General features: G+C 66.2%; 5 protein-coding genes. All 5 read left to right on the forward strand.

Annotated elements, in window-relative coordinates; translation table 11 throughout:
• Positions 1-133: 133 nt before the first annotated feature.
• The 5 genes from MLE27_RS09590 (at position 134) to MLE27_RS09610 (ending at position 6,057) form a co-directional block, all read left to right on the forward strand.
• Positions 134-520, forward strand: coding sequence for an OsmC family protein (locus MLE27_RS09590; RefSeq protein ID WP_243311845.1), 387 nt, complete (start codon positions 134-136; stop codon positions 518-520).
• Between the two features lie 59 nt (positions 521-579).
• Positions 580-1,884 (forward strand): hemolysin family protein, encoded by a 1,305-nt coding sequence (locus MLE27_RS09595; RefSeq protein WP_243311846.1) that lies wholly within the window; start codon positions 580-582, stop codon positions 1,882-1,884.
• A 91-nt stretch (positions 1,885-1,975) separates the two neighbouring features.
• Complete coding sequence (locus MLE27_RS09600; protein ID WP_243311847.1) at positions 1,976-3,703, forward strand: 30S ribosomal protein S1; 1,728 nt, start codon at positions 1,976-1,978, stop codon at positions 3,701-3,703.
• 94 nt (positions 3,704-3,797) lie between these two features.
• On the forward strand, positions 3,798-4,625 hold the full coding sequence (sppA, locus tag MLE27_RS09605; RefSeq protein ID WP_243311848.1) for a signal peptide peptidase SppA: 828 nt from the start codon (positions 3,798-3,800) through the stop codon (positions 4,623-4,625).
• Positions 4,626-4,758: 133 nt separating this feature from the next.
• Positions 4,759-6,057, forward strand: a complete 1,299-nt coding sequence (locus MLE27_RS09610; RefSeq protein WP_243311849.1) for a diguanylate cyclase — start codon at positions 4,759-4,761, stop codon at positions 6,055-6,057.
• Positions 6,058-6,246: the final 189 nt, after the last annotated feature.

Below are 6,246 nucleotides of genomic sequence, written 5' to 3' on the forward strand. Positions count from 1 at the left end.
GGGCCTCCGGCGGGCAGAAAGGGCTCCGCCCTCGCTGCACTCTCCCGCCAAAGGGCCTTCGGCCCTCTGGACACCCATCCGGCTTCGCGTCCCGGGCGTGAGGCCGTCCAACCAACGCGACCAGGAGACCGCCATGATAACCAGCGACAGCCAGGCCAACGACTTCCAGATGCGCTTCAGCGACGGCGAGCGCGAGGCCCTCTCCGACGCCGGTCAGCAGTACGGCGGGGCCGGCGACGGCTTCAGCCCGCACTCCCTGCTGGAGGCCGCGCTGGGCAACTGCGTCGGCATCACCGTGCGCATGTACGCCAAGAAGCACGACATTCCCCTGGAGTCCGTGCGCGTGACCGTGCGCCTGGACCGCGAGGACCAGGCCGTGGCGGATTTCCGCTACGCCATCGAACTCAAGGGGAACCTGGACCAGGCCCAGCGCGACCGCCTGCTGCGCGCCGCCAGGGCCTGCAGCGTGCACCGCACCCTCATGCGCAAGCTGACCTTCAGCCAGGTGGACGAGGTCTAGCGCCAGGCGGGGCTCACGTTCCCATTGTCCTCGCGCCTCCGGGGCGCTATGCTGACAGGATGACCCAGTCCCTTCTGCAGTCCTGCGCGGTGGCCCTGCTCATCGTGTTGAACGGCTTCTTCGTGGCCGCCGAGATGGCGGTCGTCACCTCGCGCCGGGCGCTGCTCATCCGCCGCGCCGACCGTGGCGACAAGGGGGCGCGCGCCGCCCTGGACCTGGCCGACAACCCCGAAGGCTTCCTGGCCACCCTCCAGATCGCCATCACCCTGCTGACCATTCTCTCCGGAGCTTATGGCGAAGCCTCCCTGGCCCACCACGCCACCGAGGCCCTCGAAACCGTGCCCATGCTCGCGCCCTACGCCAAGACTCTGGGCTTCGGGCTGGTGGTGGCGGGCATCACCGTCCTGACCCTGGTGCTGGGGGAGCTTGTGCCCAAGCGCCTGGCCATCGCCCACCCCGAGGCCGTGGCCTGCGCCCTGGCCCGGCCCATGCGGGTGCTGCTGCGCATCGCCCGCCCCGCGGCGGCGGCGCTCTCGGCGGCCACGCGCCTGGTGCTGCGCCTGATGGGGGCCAAGGTGGGGCAGGGCAGCCAGGTCAGCGAGGAGGAGATCAAGCTCCTGGTGCGCCAGGCCGCCGTGGCCGGCGTGCTGGAGGAGGTGGAGCGCGACATGCTGGAGCGCGTGATGCGCCTGGGCGACAGGCCCGTGGGCACGCTCATGACGCACCGCTCCAGGATAGCCCAGCTCGACCTGGACGACCCCGAGGCCATCCCCGGGACCATCGCCCGCACCCCTTTCAACCGCTTCCCAGTGACGCGCGGCGGCCTGGAGAACCTGCTGGGCGTGGCCGAAGCCAAGGACCTGCTGGCAACCGGCGCGCTCTCCAAACCCGAATCCATCGCGGGGCTTTTGGTCTCGCCGCCGCACGTGCCCGAGAACTCCACCACCTTCAACCTGCTGGAGCAGTTGCGCCAGGCCGGGCAGAACATGGCCGTGGTCGTGGACGAGTTCGGCGACATCCAGGGCCTCGTCACCTTCACGGACGTGCTGGGGGCCGTGGTGGGCGAGGGGTCGCTCGGCAGGCAGGGGGACGAGCCGCGCATCGTGCAGCGGCAGGACGGCTCCTGGCTGGTGGACGCCATGACCCCGGCGGTGGAGGTCTACGACCTGCTGGGCCTGGACAGGCCCGAACATCCGCCCCACACCCTGGCCGGGCTGGTGCTCAGGGAACTGGGGGCCATTCCCTCCGAGACGGACTGGTTCGTGTACAAAGGCTATCGTTTCGAGGTGGTGGACATGGACGGCAGGCGGGTGGACAAGGTGCTTGTGCAAAAAATCCCGGATTCGGAGGGAGACGAGGAATAAGCCCCGAAAGAGCGGTTGTCAGCCCTGGACTTTTCGGGTAGGGGGTTTAATCCTTTTGCGAGGGAATATCCTGTTGGAGGTCAACCAGGTCATGGACAACACCGAACATTCGAAAACTTCTACCCCACAAGACATGGAAATGAATTTCGAGTCCGCGCTCGAAGATTACCTGAATGAAGATTTCGGGGATCTCGAGGAAGGCATCATCACCAAAGGCGTGGTGGTCCGCGTGGGCAAGGAACACATCCTCGTCGACGTCAACTTCAAGTCCGAAGGCCAGATCCCAGTGGCCGAGTTCACCGATGCCGAAGGCAACGTCACCGTTGGCGTCGGCGAAGAGATCGACGTCTACGTCGTGGGCAAGAACGAGTCCGAAGGCACGATCCACCTTTCGCGCGACCGCGCCAAGCGGATGCAGCTCTTCGACAAGCTGGAAGACCTCCAAGACAAGGACGACATCATCTCCGGGCGCATCCAGCGCCGCATCAAGGGCGGCTACACCGTCGACCTGGGCGGCGTGGAAGCCTTCCTGCCCGGTTCCCACGTCGACCTGCGCCCCGTGCCCGACATGGACGCCCTGGTCGGCAAGGAGTTCGAGTTCCGCGTCCTCAAGATCAACCGCCGCCGCTCCAACGTCATCGTCTCCCGCAGGGTTCTGCTGGAGGAGCGCCGCGAGTCCCTTCGCCGCGACCTGCTCACCACCCTGGAAGAGGGTCAGGTGGTCAAGGGCCGCGTGAAGAACATCACCGAGTACGGCGTCTTCGTCGACCTCGGCGGCCTCGACGGCCTGATGCACATCACCGACATGTCCTGGAAGCGCGTGAAGCATCCCAAGGAGATGGTCGGCCTGGGCGACGAGCTTGAACTGAAGGTTCTCTCCTTCGACAAGGACAAGCAGAAAGTCTCCCTGGGCATGAAGCAGCTCACCCCGGACCCCTGGCAGAACATCGCCGACAAGTACCCGGTGGACCTGCGCCTCTCCGGCAAGGTCACCAACCTGGTGGACTACGGCGCGTTCGTCGAGCTGGAGCCCGGCGTCGAGGGCCTGGTGCACATCTCCGAGATGAGCTGGACCCGCAAGCTGCGTCACCCCTCCCAGATGGTGCACCTGGGCGACGAGGTCGAGGTTGTCGTCCTCGGCGTCGACCCGGACAAGAAGCGCATCAGCCTGGGCATGAAGCAGGTTAAGCCCAACCCGTGGGATCTGGTGGCCGAGCGCTACCCCGAGGGCGCCGTGCTGGAAGGCACCGTCAAGAACATCACGGAGTTCGGCATCTTCATCGGCATCGAGGACGGCATCGACGGCCTCATCCACGTCTCCGACATCTCCTGGACCAAGAAGGTCCGCCACCCCGGCGAGATGTACAAAGTGGGCGACGTGGTGCGCGCCAAGGTGCTCACCGTGGACAAGCAGAACGAGAAGTTCACCCTGGGCATCAAGCAGCTCGCCGACGACCCCTGGCACGACGTGCCCGCGCGTTACCCGGTGGGCGCCCTGGTGAAGGGCACCGTGACCAACATCACGGACTTCGGCCTGTTCGTCGAGGTCGAGGAAGGCATCGAGGGCCTGGTGCACGTCTCCGAAATCAGCCGCAAGAAGGTCAAGACCCCTGCCGAGCTGTACAAGGAAGGCGACGTCATCGAAGCCCGCGTGATCCACGTCAGCGCCGACGAGCGCCGCCTGGGCCTGTCCATCAAGTCCCTCAAGGAGGACGAGGACAAGCGCAAGGCCAAGGAATACCGCTCCTCCGGCCCCGAGGTCGGCGTCGGCCTGGGCGACCTGATCCGCCAGAAGCAGGAAGAGGACGCTCAGCAGTAAGCTTATGAATGAAACCCCCGGATTCAGGCGGCGCCACCCGGTTCTGTTCGTTTTCGGGGTTCTTTTCGCAGCCATGGCCCTCACCGCGGGGGCCATGGCTCTTTTTTCTGCCTACTCCCAGAATGAAGAGGGGGAGGGCGGCGCCCTGTTCTCCGGTTCCTCCGAGAAGCTGGGCGTGGCCAACCTGGAAGGCACCATCGACGACTCGACGCGCCTGGTGCGCTTCCTGCGCAAGCTGCGCGAGGATTCGTCCGTGCGCGGGGTGCTCCTGCGGGTGAACTCCGGCGGCGGCGCCTACGGCCCCTCCCAGGAGCTGTACTACGCCGTGAAGAAGCTGGCGGCGAAGAAGCCCGTGGTGGTCTCCATCGGCTCGGTGGCGGCCAGCGGCGGGTACTACGCGGCCTGCCCGGCCAAGGTCATCTACGCGCTGCCTGGCTCCATCACCGGCTCCATCGGCGTGCTCAGCCGCTTCCCCAACCTGCAGGGCGTGTCGGAGAAGCTGGGCTTCACCTATCAGAGCTTCACCTCCGGCAAGCTCAAGGACGCCGGCTCACCCTTCCGCGCCCTCACCGATGAGGACCGCGCTTACCTCCAGGGCCTCGTGAGCGACCTGCACGACATCTTCGTGGGGGACGTGGCCCAGGCCCGCCAGCTGACCCCGGACGCGCTCAACGCGCTCCAGGGCAAGGCCGTCACCGGCGCGGCCGGGCTCTCGCTCGGGCTGGTGGACAAGCTGGGCACCCAGGAGGACGCCTTCGAGGAGCTCAAGAAGCTCGCCTCCATCACGGACAAACACCCCGCCGTCATCCGCGGCCCCAAAAAAGAGCAATCCCGTCTGGAGGAGTTCTTCGGCCGACTTGGAACCGCTTTTTTCAAGAAATTCGATACAGCAACGCCTGATTTGGAACTGCGCGCGCAATAATTCCCTTCCGCGGCCTCGGTCATGCCCAAGTCCTGTTGACAGGGCTATGCTCCTCTATAGTATGTAACTAGAATTATGTTGTCGGCCACGGCGGGGCGGTCCCGGCGTGCGCGGCGCGGAGCAGACGGGTGTCATGAGCCAGCAGCCCTCAACCCAGCTGAGCGTCCTTGTGGTGGAAGACGAGTCCTCGTGCAGGACGGGGCTTTGCATGGCCCTTGAACCGTGCTGCTCCAAGGTCATCCAGGCCGATTGCGGCGAGGCCGGGCTCGAGGCCTTCCGGGCGCACAACCCGGATGTGGTCATCACCGACGTGCGCATGCCCCGCATGAGCGGCCTGGAGATGATCCGCACCCTGCGCGGCGAGGGCCGCGACCCCTTCATCATCGTGGCCTCCGGCTTCGGCGCGGAGGAGTGCTACCTGGACGCCATCGAGCTGGGCGTCAACCTCTTCGTCAAGAAGCCCTACCGGCTGGAGCAGATCCACCAGGCCCTCGGCCGGGCCTCGACGGACATCGAGAAGCGTAGGAACGACGCCTACCGCAGGGCGCTTTCCGACGGCCTGCTGGCCAACGTTCCCAACTGCCACCTGCTCACCGACGGCGCGCGGGTGCTCTATTTCAACGATCCCCAGCAGATTCTGCCCCGGCCCTGCTCCGAAGGGGAGGACGTGGGCTTCTACATGCGCTCCAACTTCACCCAGGTGCTGCGCCACGGCGCGGGGCTGACCTCGCTGCCCCAGAGCTTCGACACATGGCTCAAGCGCCATCCGGGGCGCGAGTTCGTGCTGGCGGCCAACGGCCAGGCGGACAAGACCCTGCCCAAGCGCCTGCTGCTGCGCCTGGACCCGGTACGCATGGACACCTCGGACAGCCACCTGCTGACCTTCACGGACATTTCGCGGATCGAATCCGAGCGGGAGCGCTTCTTCCATCTTGCCGGGCGGGATTTCCTCACCGGTGTGGGCAACCGCCAGGCCTTCGAGGCCGAGCTGGGCAGGGAGACGGAGCGGGTGTTCCGCTACGGCGGGGAGCTGTGCCTGGTGATGCTCGACATCGACGACTTCAAGAGCGTCAACGACACCTACGGCCATCAGGCCGGGGACAGGGTGCTGGTGGAGCTGGCCCGCAAGGTGGGCTCCTGGTTGCGGGTGACGGACGTGCTCTGCCGCTACGGCGGGGAGGAGTTCATGATCGTCATGCCCCAGACCGACCTGGAGGGCGCGCTCTCCTGCTCGCGCAAGCTCAGCCAGGCCGTGGCCACGCACGACTTCGGCATCGGCCGCAAGCTGACCGTGAGCATGGGCGTGGCCCAGCACATCCCCGGGGAGACCAGCCAGGAGCTGATCCGCCGGGTGGACATGGCCCTCTACGACGCCAAGTATTCCGGGAAGAACACCGTCTGCGTGGGCGGCGAGGCGAGCCCCCAGGCCTGATCGTTCTCCTGTTGGAGTGGTGGTGCGCGACTGCCCTGGCTTCGGCCTGGGCGGCTTTTGCTTGGTGAAGAGAGTGGGGCGCTGCCCCACGCCCCGCCAGGGGGATGATCCCCCTGGACCCCGCAAATGGTATGCGCGGGCCTGAAACTATTTTGGCTTGCGCTGATTTCAAACGCTTGGTGAACGGAC

Source organism: Fundidesulfovibrio agrisoli, assembly GCF_022808715.1.
GTDB classification, from domain to species: domain Bacteria; phylum Desulfobacterota; class Desulfovibrionia; order Desulfovibrionales; family Desulfovibrionaceae; genus Fundidesulfovibrio; species Fundidesulfovibrio agrisoli.

Coding starts and splice junctions, on each gene's coding strand:
- MLE27_RS09590 (WP_243311845.1), top strand. CDS start 134: ATGATAACCAGCGACAGCCAGGCCAACGACTTCCAGATGCGCTTCAGC.
- MLE27_RS09595 (WP_243311846.1), top strand. CDS start 580: ATGACCCAGTCCCTTCTGCAGTCCTGCGCGGTGGCCCTGCTCATCGTG.
- MLE27_RS09600 (WP_243311847.1), top strand. CDS start 1,976: ATGGACAACACCGAACATTCGAAAACTTCTACCCCACAAGACATGGAA.
- sppA (WP_243311848.1), top strand. CDS start 3,798: ATGGCTCTTTTTTCTGCCTACTCCCAGAATGAAGAGGGGGAGGGCGGC.
- MLE27_RS09610 (WP_243311849.1), top strand. CDS start 4,759: ATGAGCCAGCAGCCCTCAACCCAGCTGAGCGTCCTTGTGGTGGAAGAC.